The sequence below is a fragment of the Streptomyces sp. NPDC058751 genome (assembly GCF_042746485.1).
Classification (GTDB): Bacteria; Actinomycetota; Actinomycetes; order Streptomycetales; family Streptomycetaceae; genus Streptomyces.
The window spans coordinates 65,910-86,917 of record NZ_JBHYPZ010000023.1; the positions used below are offsets into that span (position 1 = coordinate 65,910).

Genomic DNA, 21,008 nt, shown 5'->3' on the forward strand with positions numbered 1-21,008 from the left:
GCCCTGTTACTGCTGGGCCATCTCCTCCTTGAGCGCGGCCACGAAACCGTCGACGTCGTCCTCGGTGGTGTCGAAGGCGCACATCCAGCGGACGTCGCCCGCGGCCTCGTCCCAGAAGTAGAAGCGGTAGCGCTTCTGCAGCCGCAGGGTGACCTCGTGCGGGAGCCGGGCGAAGACCGCGTTGGCCTGGACCGGGTGGAGGATCTCCACTCCGTGCACGGCGCGGACGCCCTCGGCCAGCCGCTGGGCCATCCCGTTGGCGTGCCGGGCGTTGCGCAGCCACAGGTCCTTGGCGAGCAGCGCCTCCAGCTGCACCGAGACGAAGCGCATCTTGGAGGCGAGCTGCATGGACAGCTTGCGCAGGTGCTTCATGTGGCTGACGGCGTCCCGGTTGAGGACGACGACCGCCTCGCCGAACAGCGCACCGTTCTTCGTGCCTCCCAGGGACAGGATGTCGACGCCGACCGCGTTGGTGAACGTCCGCATCGGAACGTTCAGGGAGGCGGCCGCGTTGGATATCCGGGACCCGTCCAGGTGCACCTTCATGCCGTGCGCGTGGGCGTGGTCGCAGATCGCGCGGATCTCACCGGGCGTGTACAGCGTCCCCAGCTCGGTGCTCTGGGTGATCGAGACGACCTGCGGCATCGCGCGGTGCTCGTCGTCCCAGCCGTACGCCTGCCGGTCGATCAGTTCGGGCGTGAGCTTGCCGTCCGGCGTGGGCACCGTGAGCAGCTTCAGGCCGCCCATGCGCTCGGGCGCGCCGCCCTCGTCGACGTTGATGTGCGCGCTCTCCGCGCAGATGACCGCGCCCCAGCGGTCGGTGACCGCCTGGAGCGCGACCACGTTCGCGCCGGTGCCGTTGAAGACCGGGAAGGCCTCCGCGCCGCCACCGAAGTGACTGCGGATGATCGTCTGGAGGTTCTCGGTGTACTCGTCCTCGCCGTACGCGACCTGGTGCCCGCCGTTGGCCAGGGCCAGGGCGGCGAGCACCTCGGGGTGGGTCCCCGCGTAGTTGTCACTGGCGAAACCGCGGACGGCCGGGTCGTGATGACGCCGGGCGTCGGTCTTCGGAAGGTTCACGGCTTCTCGGTCAGCCACAGACGGTTTCCGTTCACTTCTCCGGCGGGCCGGTCCCAGACGCCGACGATGGAGTCGGCCAGTTCCGTGACGTCCGTGAAGCCCGCGAACTTCGCGTTCGGCCGCTCGGCGCGCATCGCGTCGTGCACCAACGCCTTCACCACCAGGATGGCAGCGGCGGAGGTCGCCCCGTCCGCCCCCTCGGCGATGCCGGCCTTGCGGAAGTAGTCCGCCATGGCCAGGGTCCAGGCCTCGGCGGCGGCCTTGGCCGCGGAGTAGGCGGCGTTGCCCGCGGTGGGGTTGCTCGCGCCCGCGGCGCTGATCAGCACGTACCGGCCGCGGTCGCTGGCCTGCAGCGCCTCGTGGAAGGCGAGCGTGGTGTGCTGCACCGTGCGGATCAGCAGGAGTTCGAGCAGGTCCCAGTCGTCGAGGACCGTCTTGGTGAAGGTCTCGCTGCCGCGCCAGCCGCCGACGAGGTGGACGAGCCCGTCCACCCGGCCGAAGTCCTTCTGGATGCGCGCGGCCCAGTCGCGGGTCGACTGGAGGTCCAGCAGGTCGACGGTGTCGCCGACGACGGTGGCGCCGCCGTGCGCGTAGCGCGCCGCGTCGACGGCCTCCGCCAGCCGTTCCGCGTCGTTGTCCGCTCCGATGACGGTCGCGCCCGCCTCGGCGAGCCTGAGCAGCGCCGCGCGGCCGGCGGGTCCGCCCGCGCCCGCCACCGCGATCACCGCACCGCTGAGAGCCCCGTTCCCCATGGTCTTCGCCTCCTGAGCAATGTTCTCGCTACCGCGGTCGGTCACGCGGCGACCCGCTCGGAGCCGGCCGCGGTGATGCCCTTGGTGGAGGCGATCACGTTCTTCAGTTTCTTGGAGAGCGCCTCATAGAACATGCTCAGGGGAAACTCGTCCGGAAGCACGTCGTCCACGAGCTTGCGGGGCGGCTGCGACAGGTCGAGCGCGTCCGGGCCCTTGGCCCAGCGGGAGCCCGGGTGCGGCGCGAGGTAGGTGGAGACCAGCTCGTAGGCCTTGAACCAGTGGACGAGCTTGGGGCGGTCGATGCCCGCGCGGTAGAGCTCCTCGATCTCGGAGCACAGCTGGTTGGTGACCTGCGGGGCGCGCTGCCAGTCGATGTGCAGCTTGTTGTCGGTCCAGCGGACGACGTCGTGCTTGTGCAGGTAGGCGAAGAGCAGCTGGCCGCCGAGACCGTCGTAGTTGCGGTTGCGGTCGCCGGAGACGGGGAAGCGGAACATCCGGTCGAAGAGGACGGCGTACTGCACGTCGCGGCCGTGCTCGTTGCCCTCGGACTCCAGCTTCACGGCCTCCTTGAAGGCGGTGAGGTCGCAGCGCAGCTCCTCCAGGCCGTACATCCAGAACGGCTGGCGCTGCTTGATCATGAAGGGGTCGAACGGCAGGTCGCCGTGGCTGTGGGCACGGTCGTGGATCATGTCCCAGAGCACGAAGGCCTTCTCGCAGCGCTCCTGGTCGTGGACCATGGCGGCGATGTCCTCGGGCAGTTCGACGCCGAGGATGTCGACGGCGGCGTCGGTGACGGCGCGGAAGCGGGCGGCCTCGCGGTCGCAGAAGATGCCGCCCCAGGTGAAGCGCTCGGGGGCCTCGCGCACGGCGATCGTCTCGGGGAAGAGGACGGCCGAGTTGGTGTCGTACCCGGCGGTGAAGTCCTCGAAGGTGATGCCGCAGAACAGCGGGTTGTCGTAGCGGGTCGCCTCCAGCTCGGCCAGCCACTCGGGCCACACCATGCGCAGCACGACCGCCTCGAGGTTGCGGTCCGGGTTGCCGTTCTGCGTGTACATCGGGAAGACGACCAGGTGCTGGAGGCCGTCCTCGCGCTTCGCGGCGGGGTGGAAGGCCAGCAGCGAGTCGAGGAAGTCGGGGACCTCGAACCCGCCCTCGGCCCAGCGGCGCAGGTCCTTCACGAGCGCCTCGTGGTACGCGACGTCGTGGGGCAGCAGCGGGGAGAGCTCGTCTATCGCCTCGGCCGCGCGGCGCACGACGGCTTCGGCGTCGGCGGCGGCGGGGGCGCCGTCCGCCTCGAAGTCGATGGAGCCGTCCTTCGACTGCCAGGGGCGGATCTGCTCCACGGCAGCCTTGAGGACGGGCCATGCCGGGTGATCCACCACCCTGGCCACGGGAGGAACCCGCTCCTCCGAACCCACCTGCACAAGAACTTCCGCCATGTCCCATCCTCCACAGGAAAAACTTACGTATGGACACCGTATGTACGCGAGGTTCCGTTACGCAAGAGGAGGTCCGGGAAATTATCCTGCGCACCCCCCGCATTCACCGCTCTTTTTCCTGTCTGACGCCGTCCATGCGATGACATACGCCACAGCTTCCCGAAACGGCGCGGACGTCCGCCGGAAGCTCCGGGAAGCTGAAGTGCCCGTGGGACACGCCGAGTTGAGGCTGCGTCGGCCCGCGCGCCGGCTCCGGCCCGCCTCGGCCGCCCGCCTCGGCGGCGCACCTCGGCCCGACGGCGTACGCGTGGCCCTCGCCGAGGTGGAGACCGTGTGGTCCGTCAGGGTGGAGATCACGATCGGGCCGACGGGGCCTCTCCTCCCGTCCGCGCACGCGGTGCGCCGCCCGCCCCGGCACTCCCGCCGCGCCGTGTGAATCCGACACTCCCATTGCCCGGCGTCGGAACGGGTACACAGCACAGCCAGGCCATTAGGCTGCGGCCTGCCGCGTGACCGCAGCGCCGGAACCACGCGCGAGCCGAGCCGCCGTCGACGGAAGCGAGTCGAATCTTGAACTTCCTCACCATCGGTCACCGCGGAGTGATGGGTGTCGAGCCGGAGAACACCCTCCGTTCCTTCGTCGCCGCCCAGAACGCGGGCCTCGACCTCATCGAACTCGATCTGCACCTGAGCAAGGACGGCGCCCTCGTCGTCATGCACGACGCCGACGTGGACCGTACGACCGACGGCACGGGCCCGATCGCCGACAAGACACTCGCGGAACTGCGCACGCTGGACGCGGGACAGGGCGAGCGCGTGCCCGTGTTCGAGGAGGTCCTGGAAACGGTCAGGACGCCGCTGCAGGCCGAGATCAAGGATGTCGCGGCGGCCAGGGCGCTGGCCGAGGTGATGCACCGCAAGGACCTGGTCGGGCGGGTCGAGGTGTCGTCGTTCCACGACGAGGCGATCGCCGAGATCGCCCGGCTGGTGCCGGGGGTCCGCACCGCGCTGATCGCCAGCCGCTACGGGACCGACGTGGTGGACCGCGCCGTCGAGGCCGGTGCCGCGACCGTCTGCCTCAACATCCGCAGGCTGAGCCTGGAGGTCGTCGAACACGCCCGCAAGGCCGACCTGAAGATCGTCGGCTGGGTGGTGAACACGCAGGAGCACCTGCGTCTGGTACGCGCCCTGGAGCTGGACGGCGCCACGACCGACTACCCCGAGATCAAGCGCACGGGCCGCTTCACGGCGTAGCCGGACGGAGCGGGCCGCGCCGTCCGGGGCGGCGCGCACGGGCCGCCCGGCGAGGACGCGCCGGGCGGCCCGGCAACCGCCGCGGCCGGAGCCGCGGCCCGGTGCCGGGCCGGACGGTTCAGACGAGCGGCTCGACGAGCGGCTTGACCAGCAGTTCGAAGCGCAGGTCGTCGCGCTGGGGCACACCGAAGCGCTCGTCGCCGTACGGGAAGGGCGTCATCCGTCCCGTACGGCGGTAACCGCGCCGCTCGTACCAGGCGATGAGCTCCTCACGCACGGAGATCACGGTCATGTGCATCTCCGTGGCACCCCACACCTCGCGGACGGTCCGCTCCGCCTCGGCGATGATCACCTTGCCGAGCCCGCCGCCCTGGAGCACGGGGCTGACCGCGAACATGCCGAAGTAGGCGTGGTCACCGCGGCGCTCGAGCTGGCAGCAGGCGACGAGCACGCCGTCCCGCTCCACGGTCAGGAGCCGGCTGCCGGGCGCCTCGACGACCGCGCGGACCCCCTCGGCGTCGGTCCGCTGTCCTTCGAGGATGTCCGCCTCGGTGGTCCAGCCGGATCGGCTGGAGTCCCCTCGGTACGCCGACTCGACCAGCGCGACCAGCGCCTCCACATCGCTGTCGACGGCGTCGCGGAAGGTCAGTCCGGTGGCGGCGGCGGTTTCCATGGCAGCGGTTCTCCGATCGGTGGCCCGGCTGGACACGCCCGAGCGTAGCGTTCCCCCGGAACCGGCCGTCCGGCCGTCCGCGGTGGGGACGCCGGCTCACCGTGAGCAGGGTCCTGCCCGGGACCCGCCGCCGGAGAGGCGCCGCCGGACCAGTGCTGCGCACTAGGCTCCGGGCGCATGGTGCATGTACTGAGCAGCCGGACCCTCCTGCGTCCGACCGACCCGGAGCGTTCACGCGTCTTCTACGGGGAGCAGCTCGGCCTCGCCGTCTACCGCGAGTTCGGTACGGGACCCGAGCGCGGGACCGTGTACTTCCTCGGCGGTGGTTTCCTGGAGGTCTCCGGACGCTCCGGGACAGCGGCCTCCCCCGCCCTGAAGCTCTGGCTCCAGGTGGCGGACATGACGGCGGCGCACGCGGAGCTGGCGGCCGCCGGTGTCGAGGTGGTGCGCGGGCCGGTGCGGGAGCCGTGGGGGCTGATCGAGATGTGGATCGCGGACCCGGACGGGACCGAGATCGTGATCGTCGAGGTCCCGGCCGACCATCCGCTGCGCCACCGGCCCTGACTCCCTGGAGGCGGCCGGATGGCCGGTGCTCCACGGCGGGCTTAGCGTGCTGAGGGGGCCCGCTGCGGAAGGAACGCCATGAAGCTCGACAGTCCGGTGACCGGCGGACCCTGCTGGACGGAGCTCGGCACCGACGACCTGGAGGGCGCCAAGGGCTTCTACGCCGATCTGTTCGGCTGGCGCCCGGAGACGGACCCGCGCCAGGAGGCGGGCGGGTACACCGTCGCGCACCTCGGGGACGCGGCGGTCGCCGCGATCTCCCCCGTCTACCAGGAGTCCCAGCCCATCGCGTGGAACGTGTCCTTCGCCGTCACCGACGTGGACGCGACCGTGGCGGCCGTGCAGGCCGCCGGCGGCGTCGTCGCCCTCGCTCCGACGGACGTGCTGGACGTGGGCCGTTTCGCGGTCGCCCTCGACCCTGGCGGCGCCGCGTTCCAGATGTGGCAGGCGCGGTCCTTCCCCGGCGCGGGACTGTTCAACGCGCCCGGCACGCTCGGCTGGGTGGAGCTCCTGACCCGGGCCCCGGCCCGGGTGACCGAGTTCTACACGACGGTGTTCGGCTGGACCGTGCGGCCCTCGGCGGACTACCCGCAGTGGGGCGTCGACGGCGCCGACTTCGGCGGCATGGTGACGATGGACGAGAACTTCCCGCACGAGGTCCCCTCCCACTGGCTGCCCTACTTCTCCGTCGAGGACGTGGACGCCACCGCGAACGCGGTCCTCATGGCGGACGGCCACCTGCTCATGGAACCCGTCTCGCAGCCGGGAGGCCGGCGCCTGGCCGTCGCCCGGGACCGGCAGGGCGCGGCCTTCGGCATCTACGCGGAGAGCGGGAAGGACTGACCGGGCCGGGCGGAGCGCGCGAGCGGTCGGTTCCGGGCGGTCTCGCGGCGTCCCGGCCGGTGTCAGGCTTCCGGCGTCCCGGCCGGTGTCAGGCGCGGGGCGGTCGCAGCCTGCCTTCGAGCTGGCCTAGCAGCTCGCCCAGGAGCCCGGCCAGTTCACGCTGGCGCGCGCGGTCGATGCCGGACAGGACCCCGGTCTCGTAGGCGAGCTGGTCGGGCAGGACGGAGTCGACCAGGTCCTGTCCCGCGTCGGTCAGCCGGACGTGTGCGACACGGCGGTCACGGGTGTCGCCGCGCCGCTCGACGAGGCCGCGTTCGGTGAGCTGCTTGAGCCGCTTGGTGACGGCGGCGCCGGAGGAGAAGGTCTCGCGGGCGATGTCGCTGGGGGTCAGCTCGTGCCCGGTACGGCGCAGCGTCCCGAGCACGTCGAACTCGGGGCGGGTGAGTCCGGCCCGGCGCAGCGGCGCGTCCTCGGCCTGCTGGAGGAGCGCGGCACAGCGGTTGACCCGGCCGATGACCTCCATGGGCCGGGTGTCGAGATCGGGCCGCGCGTTCTCCCACTGCCGCACGACGGCCGCCACGGTGTCGGCGGGCACCGTGCGGCCGGAGGCCCGCCCGGCGGCACCGGCACCGGCACCGGCACCGGCAGGCTCTTCGCCGAAGGACCCGGCACGCGCGGACGCCTCTTCGGCGGGTGGACTCCCGGAAAACACCGCGTCGCCGGACCCGGCGCCAAAAGACTCTCCCCCGGCGGACCCGGAGGACCCGGCGCGCGCCGCCCCTTCGGCGGACCCCGTACCGACGGCCCCCGGGCTCGCGGATGCCGTGTCCGCGGGCCCGGCACCGTAAGACGGCGTGTCCGCGGGCCCGGTGGCGGAGGGCGCCCCGTCCGCCGGTGTCCCCCGGCCCGGCACCGGGTCGCCCTCCGCCGCTCTCCGCCCGTCCGCTGTCGTCATGCCTGTGCGCCCTCCCGGCAGTGCAGTCCCTGGCGTCGTACCGTCGCCGCGAGCGTACGGTGTCCGGCCTGTTCGGCCCGCATCACCCGCTCCTCGGGCAGGGCGCGCCGCCGCCGTTCGCCCGCCTCGGTGTCCGCGGCGCGGCGCAGGTGCACCACGGCGGCGGACAGACCGCGCCGGGCCGACTCCAGGGCACCCGGCTCCGGCCGTTCCCCGGCGAGCAGTCCGGTGGCGTGTTCCTGGGCCCGTCCCACCGCAAAGAGCGCCGCCTCGACACGGTCGCCGGCCCGCCGGTCGGTCACGACGACGGCCACGAGGAAGCCGACGGACGCTCCCACGAAGGTGTCGAGGAGCCGGTCGGCCATCAGCTCCCCGGGCCGCTGGGCGTGCGCGAACTCGGTGATCAGCAGGGCCATCGGGGTCACGCAGACGCTGCCGAGCCAGTAGTTGCGGCCGATCAGCGCCTCGGCGCCGAAGTTCAGGGCGAGGCAGCACAGGACGAGGGCCGCCCGGCCGGCGTGGGCGAGCGGGACGAGGAGGGCGAAGGCCGCCACGCCGAGGAGGTTGCCGGTCACGCGCTGGACACCGCGGCTCCAGGTGAGGGTGACGTCGGCCTGGTAGAGGGAGGCCGCGGTGACCAGGGCCCAGGCAGGGCGGCCGACGCCGAGCGCGAGCGAGGCGTAGCCGGCGAGGGCGCAGCCGAGCGCGGTGCGCAGGGCGACGGGGGCGAGCGGGCCGAGACGGGCGGGCAGGGGCGGTTCCCCGAAGGCGGGGGCGGACTCGACGCCGAGGAGTCCGTCCGCGGCGTCACCGAGGCCGTCGGGGCGCGGGACGGGTCCGGTGCCGGACAGTTCGCGGGCCCAGCCGCGCAGCCGTCCGGGGTCGGTGCCGACGGGGGCGGCGAGCGCGACCTCGGCCCGTACGACGAGCCGTTCGAGAGCACGCCGGGGCGCGGAACGGGCTCCCGCGGACAGCAGCGACTGCCGGGCGGCGTGCACGGCGGCGGCCGCGGCGGCGCGGGCGCGGGTGTCGTCCGGGTCGCCCGCGGACACGGCGGCGGCGTTCAGCGCGTGCGCGGTGGCGCGCCGCTCCGGGCCGTGCGGGCGTACGAGCCCGGGGGCCATGCCGACGGCCCAGGCCCAGGTTCCCGCCGCCGCGCCCAGCGCGAGGTGGCCGGGCACCTGGCCGAGGGGCTGCGGGGCAAACAGGGACGCCGAGGTGACGAAGGCGAGGACGACATGTCCCGGCGGGCCGATGCGCGTGGCGTCGCACAGGGTCTTCTGCGCGGCGGCCAGCAGCGCGCCGACGGTGACCAGGACGACGGTGTTCGTGGTGAGCGAGGCGGTGACGAGCGCGACGCCGAGTCCGCCGAGCATCCCGGCCACCACCCACGCGAGGGCCCGGGCCCGTGCGGCGTAGGGACGGTCGTGGGCGTAGAGCGCGCAGAGCGACCCGGCCATGGTGTACGTCGCCAGGTCGAGCCGGCCGAGTGCCAGCAGCGTCAGATTCGGCGGGGCGGCCGCGACGACGACGCTCAGGGCGACAACCTCAGCAAGTGTTTTATCTGTAAAATAGTTTCCTGGAGTGGCCCCCGCCTGCGGTTCGCTCCCGCACGCTCCCCCGTGTACAACCCTGCGCTCGTATGCGCACCGGCCGCCCGGGGCATGCCCTGACCGACCGTCCGCTGTCCGGCACCGCCGCCCGGCACCGTCCGCCGGGCATCGCGTGTGCCGCGTCGCGTGTCCGACGTCGTCTCGCGGGAGGTACGCGGTGCACGGACCGGCTTCATCCGGCTGGCTGCTCGTGGCGCTGTGCGCGGCGACCGGGGCCTACTGCCTGCTGCGGATGCGCAGCCCGGTCGAGGAACAGCGCCGCACCGCGGGCGCCGAGGCGCTCATGGCGTTCGGCATGGCCGCGATGGCCGTACCGGCGGCCGTGGCGACCCCGCCGCGCTGGGCCTGGATCACCTGCACGGCCGTCTCCGGCGTCGCCGCGCTGCGCGCGCTGCGGACGGCCCGCGGCGGCGGACACCACGTGCACCATCTGATGGGCACCGTGGCGATGGCCTACATGGCCGCGGCGATGACCGCCGCACCGTCCCACCACGCCCACGGCGGCACCGGCGTCCCCGTCCTCACGGGAGCGCTCCTGCTGTACTTCACCGGCTACGTGCTCCGCTCCGGCGTCCGCCTCCTGCCCCTCGCCACCGCTCCGGTCCCGGCGGCGGGCGCCGTCGGCTGGGGCGACCGCCCCGAACTCTCCCAGGCCTGCCGCCTGTCGATGGGGATCGCGATGCTCGCGATGCTGATCACGCTCTGACGTCGGCCGCGCCCCGGCTCCCGGAGACCGCGCCCTGACGCGCGGTCACGTTCCGGGATCCAGGGCCACCGAAGGGGGTCGCGGCACGGCAGGGGCCCGTGGCGTACGTCACTTGGGGCCGTCGGCCGTTTCCAGCGGCGGGCCCCGCTCATAGGCTTCGGCCATGATGGTCCCCGCGGCACTGTTGCTGCTCGGCGCCCTTGTCTCCGTGGCCGCCCCGCGACTGCTCGCACGGGCCGACTGGCCCGACCGGGAACCCGTGGTCGCCCTGTGGGTGTGGCAATGCGTGGTGGCGGCCGTCCTGCTGTGCTGCGCCCTGTCGATGACACTGAGCGCGTCCGCCGCCTGGGTGGCCGTGCGCGGCCATGTCTTCGGCGGCGCGCCGGCCCCGGTCGTGGACGCCTACGCGCCGGGTGCGGGAGGTCCCTGGGCCGCCGCCACCGCCGTGGCACTCGCGTGCGGCGGCGCCTGGACCGCGGCGATGCTGGCGCGCGAGATCGTACGGGCACGGCTGCGCCGTCGGCAGAACCGGTCCGAACTCCTGGTGCGGGCCCCGCTGCTGCCCGGCGAGGAGGGCGGCGCCGGCCCCCTCGTCGTCCTGGAGGGCGAACGCCCCGACGTCTGGTGGCTGCCCGGCGCCGCTCCCCAACTGGTCATCACCACAGCAGCGTTGAGCCGCCTCAAAGGACGTCAGCTCGATGCCGTGCTCGCCCATGAGCAGGGGCACGCGCGGGCCCGGCACGACTGGCTGCTGCACTGCTCGGCCGCGCTGGCCAACGGGTTCCCACGGGTGCCCGTGTTCGCCGCGTTCCGCGACGAGATGCACCGGCTGGTCGAACTCGCCGCCGACGACGTGGCGTCGCGCCGCTTCGGCCGGCTCACGATCGCCCTCGCCCTGGTCGAACTCAACGAGGACCGGGGGGTGTTCGGACCCGGTCCGGCCGCACCGGGCGCCCACGTCCCCCAGCGCGTGGACCGCCTCCTCGCGCCCCGGGACCGGCTCACGACGGCCCGTCGGCTGCAACTGACGGCGGCGGCCGCGCTGGTGCCGGTGGTGCCGGTCCTCGTCGCATTCGTACCGGGCCTGCGGGCGCTGGGGTAGCCCGGTACCGCCGGGTCCTTCCGCCGCGTCGAGGACACGCGGCCGCGCGCCGCGCTCGCGGAGACCGGTCACGCACTCCCGGAGCCGGAGGCGGCCGTCCGCCTCTCCTGGATCACCCGTTCCCGGGATTCGGACGCAGAGGCGACGTTTTCCGGCCACGGGCAGGCCGACGCGGTCGCGTTTCGGCCAACACGGGCCAAACGCTTCGCGATTCGGGATGCGCGGTTATGTTTTGCGCCTCCGTCACACAGTCCCGAGGTCCGTCATGAAGACAGCGCTCTGGATCCTCCTCGCCGGCTTCCTCACCTGCGTCACCGGGGCGGCACTCCTCGGCACCGCGCGCAGCGACGACAGGGAGACCCTCGTCGGCAACGCGCTGCTGAGCCTGTCGGTCGGCTGGTACGCCGTCACCAACTGGCGCCGCGCCTACCTCTCCGTCCACCGGGGCCCGCATCGGGGCGAGACGTCCGGGACGCGGGCCGACGGCCCATGAGTCCCGAGGACGGCAGCCGGGCGGACGGCACTTCCCCGGCGCCCGCCGCCGCGCGTCCGACCTGAGGCGATCCCCCGCGTCGCCCCAGGTCGGCGGCAGCCCGGAACCACCCCGCGAAGGGTCTGGATCCGGACGCGTTGAGTATAGTTGGCTGGCAGCCAGTCAACGCAGGAGTTACAGCATGTCCCCGCGAAGCGCCTCGGTCAATGAAGAGTTGCGGCGGCGTTCCCGGGAACGTCTGCTGCAAGCCGCGGTCGAGCTGGTGAGCGAGCGGGGATACGAGGCCACGACGCTCGGGGACATCGCGGATCGCGCGGGATCGGCGCGCGGACTCGTCTCGTACTACTTCCCCGGCAAACGCCAGCTCCTGCAGTCCGCCGTGCACCGGCTGATGCACCGCACGCTGGAGGAGGCCCTCGAACGCGAGCCGCGCAGCGAGGACGGCCGGGAGCGGATGGCGCGGGCCATCGACGCGATCCTCGGCCTGACGCGGGATCAGCCGGTGCTGATGCGGCAGCACATGGCCGGACTGCTCCAGGCCGAGGGATTCGTCCAGTGCCCCGAACAGGTGCGGCTCTCCGAGCTGCTCGGGGACACCGTGGCACGGTACGGATCGCAGCAGGTCTCGGCCGACTACCCGATGCTGCGCGCCCTGCTCATGGGCGCGGTCTACTCGGCCCTGGTGCCGGGCGTGCCGATGAAGGTCCCGGTGCTGCGCGCCGAACTCTTCAAACGCTACCGGCTGGACTGGGAGATGGGGGTGCCGCCGGACGCCGGGACGCCGGCCTGCCCCCGCGAGACGGATCTGTCCCGCTTCTTCGCGACCGATCCGGAGCCCGAGGAAACCCGGTCCAAGTAGCCCGCCCCGCAAGGGCGTCGGACGCAGCGGGCCGCCGGTCCGGAGGCCGGGACCGGACGGAGCGGCCCCGGCGGGTGGGCACGGCCCCGGTCAGCGGCGGGCGTGACGGGGCGTCAGGAACCCCGCGTCGCGGGCTCCCGCGATCAGCCTCAGGGACTTGCGCCGGCTGTGGCCGGTGGCGTTCATGACGGCGAGCACCGGGTCCACGCCTTCCCTCTGCGCCGCCCGGTACTCCTCCGCCACCAGCAGACACCCCTCGGCGCCGCGCGGCCAGGCGGGCCGCGCACGCCGTGCCCGGCCCTCCCGGTCCTGGTCGCGTCCGGAGCCGAGACGGCCGCCGCACGCCTCGGACAGCGGTTCCTCGATCCACTCGGCGACCACGGCGAGGTCGTCCAGCGAGAGGGGCGGCTCGGCCCGTACGTCCTCGATCGACAGGGCCGCCTCCGACAGCACGGCGAGCAGGTCGACCCGGGCGCCGTCCGGGAAGGCCAGCCGGACGTTGAACCAGGACGTGACGCCCGACGCGGACTCCCGCACTTCCCAGGCGGGCCACACGGACACGTCGCCGTCCGTGCGGCAGCGGTCGGACAGATTGAGAAACGATGCGTCTGACACACACGGAAAGTAACCGCATGATCACATTCGATCAGAACGGACACGCGCGTGATCGGCGCGCGCCACACCCTGTCAGCGGAGCATCCGGTGGTGCGATGCTGGGAGCACCAGCGATGTCCTGTCAGCGATCTCCCTGATCCCTCGGGTAAGGAGTTCCGCCGTGCTGCGTGTCGCCGTCGTAGGTTCGGGGCCCAGCGGGGTCTACAGCGCGCAGGGGCTCGTCCAGCGGAGCGGACCCCCCGACGTCCGCGTCGACGTCCTGGACCGGCTGCCCTGCCCGTACGGCCTGGTGCGCTACGGCGTGGCGCCCGACCACGAGAAGATCAAGTCGCTCCAGAACAATCTGCGCGGCGTCCTGGAGGACGAGCGGGTGCGTTTCCTCGGCGGCGTCGAGGTGGGGCCCGGCGGGGTGCCGGTGGCGCGGCTGCGGGAGCTGTACCACGCGGTCGTGTACTGCGTCGGCGCCGCGGCCGACCGGCGTCTCGGCGTTCCCGGCGAGGACCTGCCCGGCAGTTGGTCGGCCACCGAGTTCGTCTCCTGGTACAGCGCGCACCCCGACTCCGTGGCCCACGCATTCGTGACCGGCGCGCGCTCGGCCGTCGTCATCGGGGTCGGGAACGTCGCCGTCGACGTGACCCGGATCCTGGCCCGCACCGCGCCCGAGCTGAGCCCCACCGACATTCCGCAGGCGGCGCTCGGCGCGCTGGCCGCCAGCGAGGTCACGGAGATCAGCATGGTCGGGCGGCGCGGACCGTCGCAGGCCCGCTTCACCACGAAGGAGCTGCGCGAACTGGGCGCCCTGGCGGAGGTCGGCATCAGCGTGGACGAGGCGGAGCTGGCGCTCGATCCGGCCTACCTCGATCCGTCGGGGCTGCCCGCCGCGCGGCGCCGCAACGTGGAGGTGCTGAGGGGCTGGGCGGCGGCCGGGCCGCTGGGCCGGCCGCGTCTCATCCGGCCGCGCTTCTTCCTGCGGCCCGTCGAACTCCTCGCCGACGGCGGCCGGGTGGGCGCGGTGCGCTTCGAGCGGACCGTCCCGGACGGAACGGGCGGGGTGCGGGGGACGGGCCGGTTCGAGGACGTGGAGGCCCAGTTGGTGCTGCGCTCGGTGGGCTATCGCGGGGTGCCGCTGGAGGGACTGCCGTTCGACGCCGGTCGCGGCACGGTGCCGCAGCGGGCGGGACGGGTCCTGCGGGACGGCACGGTCTCGCCGGGCGAGTACGTCGCGGGCTGGATCAAGCGGGGCCCGACCGGTGTCATCGGGACCAATCGGCCGTGCGCGAAGGAGACGGTGGCCTCGCTGCTGGAGGACGCCCCCGGACTCGTACGGCGGGAGGTCTCCGACGATCCGCTCGCGGCGCTGCGGGCCGGGGGGACACGGCCGGTCGAATGGGCGGGGTGGCGGGCGATCGAGCGGGCCGAGGCGGAGCTGGGAGCCAGGCTGGGGCGCGAGGTGGTCAAGCTGCCCGACTGGGACGCGCTCTGGACGGCGGCCCGGACGGCGGGTTCCTGACGACCGCGCGGACGCGGGTTCCCTCACGTCCCCTCCCGGAGGGCGGGGCCTGACGCTCCGGGCCCGTCCCGACGACCGCCGACCCCGCCTTGACGACCGCCGGAACCCGGCCACGGCAACCGCCGGAACCCGGCCCCGACGATCACGGGGCCCGGACCCGGCCCCGACAACTGTCGGACTCGGCTCCGACGACCATCGGGCCCCGGCCCGGCAACCCCACGCGGACGCCTGGTTCCCGGCCACCGCGGAGCGCGGGTGCCGGCGAGCACGCGGCGGCTCGCCTCCGGCGGCCCGAGGTGCCCTCAGGCCCGAGGTGTCCGTCGGCGTCAGGGGCTCGTGAGGACGACGAGTCGCTGGGTCGCCCGGGTCATCGCGACATAGCGGTCGACCGTGCCTTCCACGCCCTCTCCGAAGTTCCGCGGATCGACGAGGACGACCAGGTCGAATTCGAGCCCCTTCGACAGCTCCGGTGTCAGCGAGCGGATCCGGGAGGTCGCCCGGAACGCGGGATCGCCGATGACGCAGGCGGTCCCCTCGTCGTGTTCGCGGAGCCAGGCGTCGAGCACCGGCTCCAGGTCCGCGACGGAACCGTGGAGGACGGGGACACCGGAACTGCGCACGGAGGTCGGCACGTTGGCGTCCGGCAGCACGGCCCGGATGACGGACTCGGCCTCCGCCATGACCTCTTCGGGCGTCCGGTAGTTGATGGTCAGCGAGGCCACGTCGATCCGGTCGAGCCCGACCCGTCCGAGCCGTTCCTCCCAGGACTCGGCGAACCCGCGCCTGGCCTGTGCGCGGTCCCCGACGACGGTGAGGCTCCGGGACGGGCAGCGTCGCAGCAGCATCTGCCATTCCGCGTCGGTCAGTTCCTGGGCCTCGTCGACGACGACGTGCGCGAACGGCCCGGCGAGCGGGTCCGGTCGCGCGGCGGGCGGCCCGCTCCCGTCGATCAGGGTGTCCTGCAGGTCCCGGCCGCGCAGCATCGTCACCGCGCCCTCGCCGTCGTCGTCGGCCGCGAGCACGTTGTCGATGACGCTGGCCATGCGCTCGCGTTCGGCCGCCACGGACGCCTCGTGGCGGCGCCTTCGCAGGGACGTCTCCGGGTCGCCGAGCCGCTGCCGTGCCGCGTCCAGGACGGGCAGGTCGGACACCGTCCAGGCCCGGGCGTCCGGGCGCTGCAGTCTGCGGACGTCGTCGGGTCCGAGCCAGGGCGCGCACAGCCGCAGGTAGGCGGGTACGGACCACAGGTCGCCCACGAGGTCGGCCGCGTCGAGCAGCGGCCACGCGCGGTCCAGGGTCCCGGCCAGCTCCTGATCGCGCAGCAGCGCCCTGCGCAGTCGTTCGGGCGGGACGTCCTCGTCGTGCCTGTCCGTCAGGACGGCGATCAGCGCCTCCAGGATCTGGTCGCGCGCCTCGTTGTGCGGGGTTCCCGGTTCCACCGCCTCGAAGGCCTCGGCCCAGTCGTCGGCGCTCAGGTCGACGTCGGCCCAGGGCGTCGTGACCGTCATCCCCCGGGCGGGCGGGTCCTCGTAGAACCTGACGGCCGTCTCGACCGCCTTCACCATGTCCGCGGATGACTTCAGTCGGGCCACGTCCGGATCGCGCTCGGCCGTGGCTCCGGCCCCCTCGGCGACGAGGTCGCGCAGGGTGCAGGTCTGCACGCCCTCCTCCCCGAGGCTGGGCAGGACGTCGGCGACGTAGGCCAGATAGGGCTGGTGCGGGCCGACGAACAGCACACCGCCGCGTCGGTGGCCGAGGCGGGGGTCGGAGTAGAGGAGGTAGGCGGAACGGTGCAGCGCGACGACCGTCTTGCCCGTGCCGGGACCGCCGTCGACGACGAGGGCGCCGCGGGATCCCGCCCGGATGACGGCGTCCTGGTCGGCCTGGATGGTGGCGAGCACGTCCCTCATCCGCTTCGACCGGCTGCCGCCCAGGCCGGCGATGAAGGCGGACTGGTCGTCGAGCGCGGCGTGCCGTTCCAGCCCGTCGGCGGTGAACACCTCGTCCCAGTAGTCACTGATCCGGCCGTCGGTCCAGCGGTACCTGCGGCGGCTCGCCAGGCCCATGGGCCGGGCGTGGGTCGCGGCGAAGAACGGCTCGGCGGCGGGAGAGCGCCAGTCGGTCAGCAGCCGGCGGCCCTCGCTGTCGGTGAGGCCGAGGCGCCCGATGTACACGGGTCCGGAGCCGTCCGCGGCGACGACGTGCCCGAGGCACAGGTCGAGTCCGAAGCGGCGCAGCGCGCGCAGCCTGCCGGTCAGCCTGTGGATCTCCAGGTCCCGCTCCATCGCCTCGCGGCCGAGGCCGCCGGGCGCCCTGCGTTCGGCGTCGAGGCGGTCGGACAGTTCGGCGATCGAGCGTTCGAGGCTCTCCGCGACGGCCGCGAAGTGCCGCTCGTCCCCGGCGATCAGCACCGGGTCCGCTTTGGCGGAGAGCCGGCCGGGAAGGCGGAACGCGCTGGTGGTCGAGGGGTTCATGTCACCGGCTCCGGTTCGGGGTCGCACCCGCGGAGGTCCGTCGCACCGGCCGGGCGTCCACCCGCGCCCCGCCCTCGGGCATCCGCGGCCCCGGCGCGGGCCTCGTCCCCGGTACGCCTTCACCGCGCACACCATCGACCGACAAAAGCACACGCACTTCGCGAGTCTCCCTTTTCCGCAGGTTCCGGCTTCGGCCAGCGATTCTGCGGTACGACCGGGGCCTTGCCGCAAGCCCCCCGGTGCGCTATACGTTGAGAGTGGCAAGGGACGGCTTTCCCCTTGCCTTTTCTCGCGTCAGGGGCCCGGAAGCGTCACCGGCGGCCGCCGCGAGGCGTCACCGCTCCGGACGCGCGGCCTGCCGGGCGGCGGCCTCCAGGACGCGGTCGAGGAGCCCGGGGAAGAGGGCGTCGAGATCGTCCGCGCGCAGGCCGTTCATCTTCGCCGTCCCGCGGTAGACCTGGCGGACGACCCCGCTCTCGCGGAGCACCCGGAAGTGGTGCGTCGTCGTGGACCTGGTGACCGGCAGGACGAAGTCAGAGCAGGCCGGCTCACTGCTCTCGGCGGCGAGTTCGCGGACGATCCGGAGCCGCATCGGGTCGGACGGCGCGTGCAGCACCGACTCCAGCCGGATCTCCTCACGCGCGGGGTGCGGCAGACCACGGCCACTGGCGGCGGCGGGCGTCACGGTGGCTCCACTTCGTCCGGGGGCCCCGGCCTTCGCCCGGCTCGCGGCACGCGAACTGGGGGCCGGCGTCCACGTGCCCGACCAGTACCACCGCTCCGCCTAGGACCGCGGCGGACGCCCCCGGGAAGTGACCGCGCGAACGAGCAGGAGTGAGGCGCGGGCACGGTCCGGGGGCCGCCGGCGCGCCCGTGACCCGGATCACGGAGTCCGGACGCCCCGGCCCCGCATGGCCGCCGTCGTCCGGGGTAGCCGCCCCAGTGCCGTGGGAACGCGGCCAGGACAGGGCGACCCTACGTACTGCAGGGTCCCGGCGGTGAACTTCGTACGGCAGGGGGAGCCCGTGAAGGAACGTGACACCGGACGCGCGGCACGCGGACCGGCGTCCGTGCTGGCGCTGCTCGTGCCGAGTCTCGGAATCGCCGCGCTGGGCGTGTACCACCTGTGCGGGTTCGACCTGCACGCCGTGCACGGACGCCCGCACCTCGGCGACGGACTGACCATGGCCGGGGTGATCGCGGCCCTGGTTTCGGCGGGCGCGGCGCTCGGTGACCTCCTGTGGCGGGCGAGCACGCGCGACCGCCCGCTCGGCGACAGCGGGAAGCCGCGCCCGGGCGGCCCCTTCGGGACCCCGGGCCGCGACCGCGGCACTTCACCCCACCGCTGAGAGATACGCGACGGGCGGCGCCGCCGCGGAGACGTCCGGCTCCGCCGCCCCCTGGCTCCCCTTCTCCCCCTGACCGGACGACCCGTCGGCGGGACCGCTCCCGGTCGACCGTCGGAAAGCGGCCGTGCGCCCCGTGGTTGGCCGGACCGGCGCCGTCGACGGAACCGCTCCCGGGCGTCACTGTCAGTGCCGTGGTGCACACTCACGATCAATGGCCGTACGCCCGGGGAGGACACCGTGTTCAGGGGGATCGACGAGGTCGACTGGGCCTCGATGGAGCATGCCTACGGAAGCGCCGCGGACGTGCCGGAGCTGCTGCGGGGACTCGCCTCGCCGCTCCCCCAGGAGCGGGAGGCCGCCCTCGACGGGATGTACGGAGCCGTGCACCACCAGGGCGATGTGTACGACTCGACGCTCGCGTCCGTCCCCTTCCTGTTCGAGCTCGCCGGACGCACCGAACTCCCCGACCGGGGCGGGGTCGTGGAACTGCTCGCCAGCATCGGCGGACCGGACGACGGGGACGCCTTCGGGGAAGGCGCGGACGGCTCGGGCGAGGACGGCGGCCGGGAAGCGGAGGAATCCGGGGACGACAACCACGCGATGGCGCGCGCGGCCGTCCGGGCGGGTGCCGCCCTCTTCCCGGACCTCGTCACGGACCACGACCCGGAGGTGCGCCGTGCCGTGCTGTCGGCACTCGTGCGCTTCCACGGCGAACCGCCGCGCGTCCTCGCCCTGTTGAGCGAACGGCTGCGGGACGAACAGGAGGACGGCGTCCGGCTGGCACTGGTCGAGAGCCTCGGCCTCTTCGCCCGGCTGTACGGCGGCCCCGCGGCCCCCTCGGTGGCCTGTCTGGTGTCGCTGGGCGGCCCGCCGTACGACCCGGGGCTGCGGCTCGCGGCGCTCGGACAGCTCGCCTCGTGCGCCCCCGGCCGGCTGCCCGCCGACCTCGTGCCCACGGTCGTCGCACTGCTCCACACCAGGTCGCAGCGGACGAGGCCGTCCGCTGACCCCGTGCGGACGTCCTCCGACACCCTCATCGGCAGCCTGCGCCGTATGCGCCCCGCGGACGAGGAGGGCGCGCGGCTGCTCCGGACGCTCCACAAGGCGCTGGGTGCCCGCACCACGGACCGGATCGCCCTGCTCAAGGGACAGTTGAGCAGCCAGGACACGGCCGACCGGTGCAACGCCGTGTGGATGTCGGCGGGGCTGTTCCGCGAATGGCGTGCCGCGTACGAGGAGCCGGTCGCGCTGATCGGGGAGCAACTCGGCTCGGACGAGGAGCGGTTGCGCTGCGCCGCGGTGTCCGTCCTGGAGTTCCTGTTCGCCCTGGCGGCTCCCGCGGCCGACCGGCTCGCCGCTCTCGTGGAGTCGGGCACGGACTCCGGGGAGCCCGGTGCGGCGACGCTGGACCGTCCCCTGAAAGCCCTCGCCCGGTGCGGGGACGCGCGGGCGGTGCCGGCCCTCGCCGAGGTGCTGCGCCGCCCGGTCGTACCGAACGAGACCGGGTACGCGATCGGGCATCTGGGTCCGGCCGCGGCGCCGCTGGCGCCGCTGCTGCGCGAGCGCCTGGCCGAGGTCCCGCTCGGCTCCCCGGACACCTACGACCGCGCCGCGCCGCTGCTGTCCGGCCTCGGCGCGCTGCGGTACGCCGCTGCCGTACCGGAAGTACTGCGGCTGCTGCACGGCACGCCACCCGAACTGCGGCTCCGGGACGCCCTGGTGAAGGCGCTGGCCCGGACGCTCGGAGCGTTCGGACCGGAGGCGCGTGGGGCCGTACCGGTGCTGCGGGGGCTGCTGACGGGCGAGAACGCCGTGGCGGCGGCCGACGCGCTCCGGTCCGTGGAGGGGAACGCGGAAACGGTCCTTCCGGCACTGCTCGGGGCGCTGGCCCCGGAGCGGAGGGCGGGAGACCGCCGGGCGGCGGCCGAGGCCCTCGGCCGTGTCGGGGCAGCAGCCGTGCCCGCGCTCCCCGGGCTCCGTCGTCTGACGGACTCCGCCGACGTGTGGGAGCGGACGGCCGGGGCCTGTGCCCTGTGGGAGATCGCCGGAGATCCGGGACCTGTCCTGCCGGTGTTCCGCGAAGCCTGGCGGCGCAACCCGTACACGCGGGGCACCATCGCCGCGTGCCTCGTCCGGATGGGCGGCGCGGGCGCGCCCGTCCACGACCTGGTGCGTACGGAGCTGGCCTCGCCGCGGCGCCACCGTGCCCGCTCCGACGGCCACGGCAGCCACGACGTGCTCGAGGACGAACTGCTCCTGCGGGACTGTCGGGCGGCACTGGAGGCCGCGTGACGAGCCTCCCGGGGGCTGCGGTGGCGGGTCGCCGCAAGACGTCGAGGGTACCGAGACCGGAGGCCGGGGCTGTCCGGAGCGGCAGGGCCGGCGGAACCGCATGGGGCGCCGGGGACGACCACGTGCGCGCTCGCACGGCCCGCGGCGGGAGGGCTTGTACGTGCGGGGCCGGGGCACCGGAAGGCGGGCACGGGGCGGGACGCCGGGAAGACGACCGTGTTCGAGCGGTGCGGAGACCTGCGGGAGGGCCTGTGCGTGGGTGTGCCGGGAGGGACGGATGGGGCTCGAACGGCGTAGGGCGCCGGAAAAGGCGACCGCGTTCGAGCCGCGTGGGGCGTCGGGGAACGGCCGCGCGTGCATGGCGGGCGGCGCCGGAAGGCGGGGCACCTGCGCGGCGGGCGGTGCCGGAAGGTGCTCGGGGGTGGCGGACGGTGC

General features: G+C 73.8%; 20 protein-coding genes. 11 read left to right on the forward strand and 9 right to left on the reverse strand.

The annotated features are described in order from the left end of the window. Nucleotides 1-6 precede the first annotated feature (6 nt). The 3 genes from ACFW6B_RS21860 to ACFW6B_RS21870 are packed head-to-tail and all read right to left on the reverse strand — an operon-like array spanning nucleotide 7 to nucleotide 3,271. Nucleotides 7-1,080 carry a threonine aldolase family protein gene (locus ACFW6B_RS21860; protein WP_386598153.1) on the reverse strand — a complete coding sequence of 358 codons (1,074 nt, stop codon included), beginning with the start codon at nucleotides 1,078-1,080 and terminating at the stop codon, nucleotides 7-9. Next, nucleotides 1,077-1,832, reverse strand: a complete 756-nt coding sequence (locus tag ACFW6B_RS21865; protein ID WP_386598154.1) for an SDR family NAD(P)-dependent oxidoreductase — start codon at nucleotides 1,830-1,832, stop codon at nucleotides 1,077-1,079. Before ACFW6B_RS21865 ends, ACFW6B_RS21860 begins: the two co-directional genes overlap by 4 nt. Nucleotides 1,833-1,873: 41 nt before the next feature. Continuing rightward, nucleotides 1,874-3,271 carry a DUF6421 family protein gene (locus tag ACFW6B_RS21870; protein ID WP_386598155.1) on the reverse strand — a complete coding sequence of 466 codons (1,398 nt, stop codon included), beginning with the start codon at nucleotides 3,269-3,271 and terminating at the stop codon, nucleotides 1,874-1,876. A 202-nt stretch (nucleotides 3,272-3,473) separates the two neighbouring features. Between ACFW6B_RS21870 and ACFW6B_RS21875 the strand changes: the two genes are divergently transcribed. Both ACFW6B_RS21875 and ACFW6B_RS21880 read left to right on the forward strand, forming a co-directional pair. Further along, nucleotides 3,474-3,707, forward strand: coding sequence for a hypothetical protein (locus ACFW6B_RS21875; protein ID WP_386598156.1), 234 nt, complete (start codon nucleotides 3,474-3,476; stop codon nucleotides 3,705-3,707). A 134-nt stretch (nucleotides 3,708-3,841) separates the two neighbouring features. Further along, nucleotides 3,842-4,525 (forward strand): glycerophosphodiester phosphodiesterase, encoded by a 684-nt coding sequence (locus tag ACFW6B_RS21880; RefSeq protein ID WP_386598157.1) that lies wholly within the window; start codon nucleotides 3,842-3,844, stop codon nucleotides 4,523-4,525. Nucleotides 4,526-4,643: 118 nt separating this feature from the next. Here ACFW6B_RS21880 and ACFW6B_RS21885 read toward each other — a convergent pair whose 3' ends face one another. After that, nucleotides 4,644-5,198 carry a GNAT family N-acetyltransferase gene (locus ACFW6B_RS21885; RefSeq protein WP_386598158.1) on the reverse strand — a complete coding sequence of 185 codons (555 nt, stop codon included), beginning with the start codon at nucleotides 5,196-5,198 and terminating at the stop codon, nucleotides 4,644-4,646. 177 nt (nucleotides 5,199-5,375) lie between these two features. Here ACFW6B_RS21885 and ACFW6B_RS21890 point away from each other — a divergent pair, with 177 nt between their 5' ends. Together ACFW6B_RS21890 and ACFW6B_RS21895 are read left to right on the forward strand one after the other, a co-directional pair. Beyond that, nucleotides 5,376-5,762: a VOC family protein gene (locus ACFW6B_RS21890; protein ID WP_386598159.1), complete on the forward strand. Its 387-nt coding sequence runs from the start codon at nucleotides 5,376-5,378 to the stop codon at nucleotides 5,760-5,762. Between the two features lie 78 nt (nucleotides 5,763-5,840). Continuing rightward, entirely contained in the window at nucleotides 5,841-6,605 is a 765-nt protein-coding gene (locus tag ACFW6B_RS21895) for a VOC family protein (RefSeq protein ID WP_386598160.1), read from the forward strand. Between the two features lie 88 nt (nucleotides 6,606-6,693). On the opposite strand, the gene ACFW6B_RS21900 is transcribed toward ACFW6B_RS21895, so the two are convergent. After that, the gene (locus ACFW6B_RS21900) at nucleotides 6,694-7,200 is read right to left on the reverse strand and encodes a MarR family winged helix-turn-helix transcriptional regulator (protein ID WP_386598161.1); all 507 of its coding nucleotides are present in this window, start codon (nucleotides 7,198-7,200) and stop codon (nucleotides 6,694-6,696) included. Between the two features lie 356 nt (nucleotides 7,201-7,556). Beyond that, nucleotides 7,557-9,020 carry an FUSC family protein gene (locus tag ACFW6B_RS21905; RefSeq protein ID WP_386598162.1) on the reverse strand — a complete coding sequence of 488 codons (1,464 nt, stop codon included), beginning with the start codon at nucleotides 9,018-9,020 and terminating at the stop codon, nucleotides 7,557-7,559. A 310-nt stretch (nucleotides 9,021-9,330) separates the two neighbouring features. Between ACFW6B_RS21905 and ACFW6B_RS21910 the strand changes: the two genes are divergently transcribed. The 4 genes from ACFW6B_RS21910 to ACFW6B_RS21925 all read left to right on the forward strand — a co-directional run bounded on the left by ACFW6B_RS21910 (nucleotide 9,331) and on the right by ACFW6B_RS21925 (nucleotide 12,333). After that, nucleotides 9,331-9,879 carry a DUF5134 domain-containing protein gene (locus ACFW6B_RS21910; RefSeq protein WP_386598163.1) on the forward strand — a complete coding sequence of 183 codons (549 nt, stop codon included), beginning with the start codon at nucleotides 9,331-9,333 and terminating at the stop codon, nucleotides 9,877-9,879. A 163-nt stretch (nucleotides 9,880-10,042) separates the two neighbouring features. Beyond that, nucleotides 10,043-10,981 carry a M56 family metallopeptidase gene (locus ACFW6B_RS21915; protein ID WP_386598164.1) on the forward strand — a complete coding sequence of 313 codons (939 nt, stop codon included), beginning with the start codon at nucleotides 10,043-10,045 and terminating at the stop codon, nucleotides 10,979-10,981. A gap of 265 nt (nucleotides 10,982-11,246) precedes the next feature. Continuing rightward, nucleotides 11,247-11,474, forward strand: coding sequence for a hypothetical protein (locus ACFW6B_RS21920; RefSeq protein WP_386598165.1), 228 nt, complete (start codon nucleotides 11,247-11,249; stop codon nucleotides 11,472-11,474). Between the two features lie 181 nt (nucleotides 11,475-11,655). After that, on the forward strand, nucleotides 11,656-12,333 hold the full coding sequence (locus ACFW6B_RS21925) for a TetR/AcrR family transcriptional regulator (RefSeq protein WP_386598166.1): 678 nt from the start codon (nucleotides 11,656-11,658) through the stop codon (nucleotides 12,331-12,333). A 90-nt stretch (nucleotides 12,334-12,423) separates the two neighbouring features. On the opposite strand, the gene ACFW6B_RS21930 is transcribed toward ACFW6B_RS21925, so the two are convergent. Then, complete coding sequence (locus ACFW6B_RS21930; protein WP_386598221.1) at nucleotides 12,424-12,894, reverse strand: DUF6214 family protein; 471 nt, start codon at nucleotides 12,892-12,894, stop codon at nucleotides 12,424-12,426. 214 nt (nucleotides 12,895-13,108) lie between these two features. On the opposite strand from ACFW6B_RS21930, the gene ACFW6B_RS21935 reads away from it, so the two are divergent. Beyond that, nucleotides 13,109-14,458, forward strand: a complete 1,350-nt coding sequence (locus ACFW6B_RS21935) for an FAD-dependent oxidoreductase (RefSeq protein WP_386598167.1) — start codon at nucleotides 13,109-13,111, stop codon at nucleotides 14,456-14,458. Nucleotides 14,459-14,784: 326 nt separating this feature from the next. Here the strand turns inward: ACFW6B_RS21935 and helR are convergent, their stop codons facing one another. Continuing rightward, nucleotides 14,785-16,932, reverse strand: a complete 2,148-nt coding sequence (helR, locus tag ACFW6B_RS21940) for an RNA polymerase recycling motor ATPase HelR (protein WP_386598168.1) — start codon at nucleotides 16,930-16,932, stop codon at nucleotides 14,785-14,787. Nucleotides 16,933-17,266: 334 nt separating this feature from the next. Further along, nucleotides 17,267-17,617 (reverse strand): ArsR/SmtB family transcription factor, encoded by a 351-nt coding sequence (locus ACFW6B_RS21945; RefSeq protein WP_386598169.1) that lies wholly within the window; start codon nucleotides 17,615-17,617, stop codon nucleotides 17,267-17,269. A 340-nt stretch (nucleotides 17,618-17,957) separates the two neighbouring features. On the opposite strand from ACFW6B_RS21945, the gene ACFW6B_RS21950 reads away from it, so the two are divergent. After that, nucleotides 17,958-18,281 carry a hypothetical protein gene (locus tag ACFW6B_RS21950; protein ID WP_386598170.1) on the forward strand — a complete coding sequence of 108 codons (324 nt, stop codon included), beginning with the start codon at nucleotides 17,958-17,960 and terminating at the stop codon, nucleotides 18,279-18,281. Nucleotides 18,282-18,518: 237 nt separating this feature from the next. After that, entirely contained in the window at nucleotides 18,519-20,573 is a 2,055-nt protein-coding gene (locus tag ACFW6B_RS21955) for a HEAT repeat domain-containing protein (RefSeq protein WP_386598171.1), read from the forward strand. Nucleotides 20,574-21,008 lie beyond the last annotated feature (435 nt).

Excerpts from the sequence above, each read along its gene's own strand:
- ACFW6B_RS21865 (WP_386598154.1), bottom strand. The coding sequence starts at position 1,832 with ATGGGGAACGGGGCTCTCAGCGGTGCGGTGATCGCGGTGGCGGGCGCG.
- ACFW6B_RS21915 (WP_386598164.1), top strand. The coding sequence starts at position 10,043 with ATGATGGTCCCCGCGGCACTGTTGCTGCTCGGCGCCCTTGTCTCCGTG.
- ACFW6B_RS21925 (WP_386598166.1), top strand. The coding sequence starts at position 11,656 with ATGTCCCCGCGAAGCGCCTCGGTCAATGAAGAGTTGCGGCGGCGTTCC.
- ACFW6B_RS21890 (WP_386598159.1), top strand. The coding sequence starts at position 5,376 with ATGGTGCATGTACTGAGCAGCCGGACCCTCCTGCGTCCGACCGACCCG.
- ACFW6B_RS21885 (WP_386598158.1), bottom strand. The coding sequence starts at position 5,198 with ATGGAAACCGCCGCCGCCACCGGACTGACCTTCCGCGACGCCGTCGAC.
- ACFW6B_RS21870 (WP_386598155.1), bottom strand. The coding sequence starts at position 3,271 with ATGGCGGAAGTTCTTGTGCAGGTGGGTTCGGAGGAGCGGGTTCCTCCC.
- ACFW6B_RS21905 (WP_386598162.1), bottom strand. The coding sequence starts at position 9,020 with ATGGCCGGGTCGCTCTGCGCGCTCTACGCCCACGACCGTCCCTACGCC.
- ACFW6B_RS21920 (WP_386598165.1), top strand. The coding sequence starts at position 11,247 with ATGAAGACAGCGCTCTGGATCCTCCTCGCCGGCTTCCTCACCTGCGTC.
- ACFW6B_RS21895 (WP_386598160.1), top strand. The coding sequence starts at position 5,841 with ATGAAGCTCGACAGTCCGGTGACCGGCGGACCCTGCTGGACGGAGCTC.
- helR (WP_386598168.1), bottom strand. The coding sequence starts at position 16,932 with ATGAACCCCTCGACCACCAGCGCGTTCCGCCTTCCCGGCCGGCTCTCC.